Here is a 1,239-nt window from a genome sequence, read left to right as displayed (position 1 = left end):
TGGCCTGCTGCCGGTTTCGTGGACGCCGAGATAAGGTGTTTAACGGAACTGGAGATTTGGAATGCAGAGAAGGAAATTCAGCCGCGAGTTCAAGCTTGAGGCTGTGAGACTGGTGAAGGATCGGGGCGTTGCGGTCGCGCAGGCGGCCCGAGACTTGGATCTCCACGAAAACGTGCTGCGCAAATGGGTGCGCGAGCTATCGATCGATCCACAGCATGCTTTTCCCGGCCACGGGCAGATGAAGCCGGAGCAGCAGGAGATCGACAGGCTGCGCAAGGAAGTGGCGAAGCTGAAGGCGGAGCGCGACATCCTAAAAAAGGCCGCGGCCTACTTCGCGAGGGAAGCGATATGAGGTTCGCTTTTATCGCGAAGCACCGGAGCATCTGGCCGGTGGCATGGCTGTGCGAGGCGCTGGATGTCTCTCGGTCGGGTTTCCATGCCTGGCTCAACCGCAGCTCCAGTGCCCGCTCCCGGCAGGACGAAGTGCTGGTGACAGCGATCAATCGCAGTTTCAAGAGCAGCGACCGAACCTATGGTGCCCGTCGTATCTGGCACGACATGCTGGCCGAAGGGCTGTCCTGCGGTCTGCATCGGATCGAGAGGCTCATGCGTCAGAACGGGCTGCGTGCCCGGCCGCGCCGCCGTGGGCTGCCGAAAGACACCGGCGAGCGAGCGGCAGTGTCGGATAATATCCTCGATCGCGCCTTCGAGGCTTCGGCTCCGAACCAGAAGTGGATCGCCGACTTCACCTACATCTGGACCGCCGAAGGTTGGCTCTACGTTGCCGCCGTCGTCGACCTGTTCTCCCGGCGTGTCATCGGCTGGGCCATGAAGGCGGAGATGACGGCGCAACTCGTCACCGATGCTCTCATCATGGCGATCTGGAGGAGAGGCAAGCCGGACAACCTGCTACACCACAGCGACCAGGGCAGCCAATATACGAGCCAACAGTTCCAGCGCCTGATGACCGATCACGGCATCACCTGCTCGATGAGCCGGTCGGGCAACGTCTGGGACAATGCCGCGATGGAAAGCTTCTTCTCGTCGCTGAAAACCGAGCGGACAGCTCGCAAGGTCTACAGGACGAGGGATGACGCCAGGGCCGATGTGTTCGACTACATCGAGCGCTTCTACAACCCTCGGCGACGGCACTCGACACTGGGCTATAAGAGCCCCGTCGAGTTCGAGGAGAAAGCCATATTAGCTTAACCTCGTGTCCGACAAACCGGCAGCAGGCCA

At 60.9% G+C, this 1,239-nt stretch carries 1 protein-coding gene; it reads left to right on the top strand.

The genetic code is table 11. The features are described from left to right. Positions 1 to 61 precede the first annotated feature (61 nt). Positions 62 to 1,209, top strand: a protein-coding gene (locus DFP88_RS16775) for an IS3 family transposase (protein WP_110815838.1) whose coding sequence is annotated in 2 segments (ribosomal slippage) — positions 62 to 311 and positions 311 to 1,209 — 1,149 coding nt in all. Because the reading frame shifts where the segments join, the coding sequence is not laid out codon by codon here. The last annotated feature ends 30 nt before the right edge of the window (positions 1,210 to 1,239 follow it).

Source organism: Pseudoroseicyclus aestuarii (assembly GCF_003217255.1).
Lineage (GTDB): Bacteria > Pseudomonadota > Alphaproteobacteria > Rhodobacterales > Rhodobacteraceae > Pseudoroseicyclus > Pseudoroseicyclus aestuarii.
The sequence above is the reverse complement of the archived record's forward strand: the minus strand, read 5'-3'. Positions and strand labels throughout refer to the sequence as shown.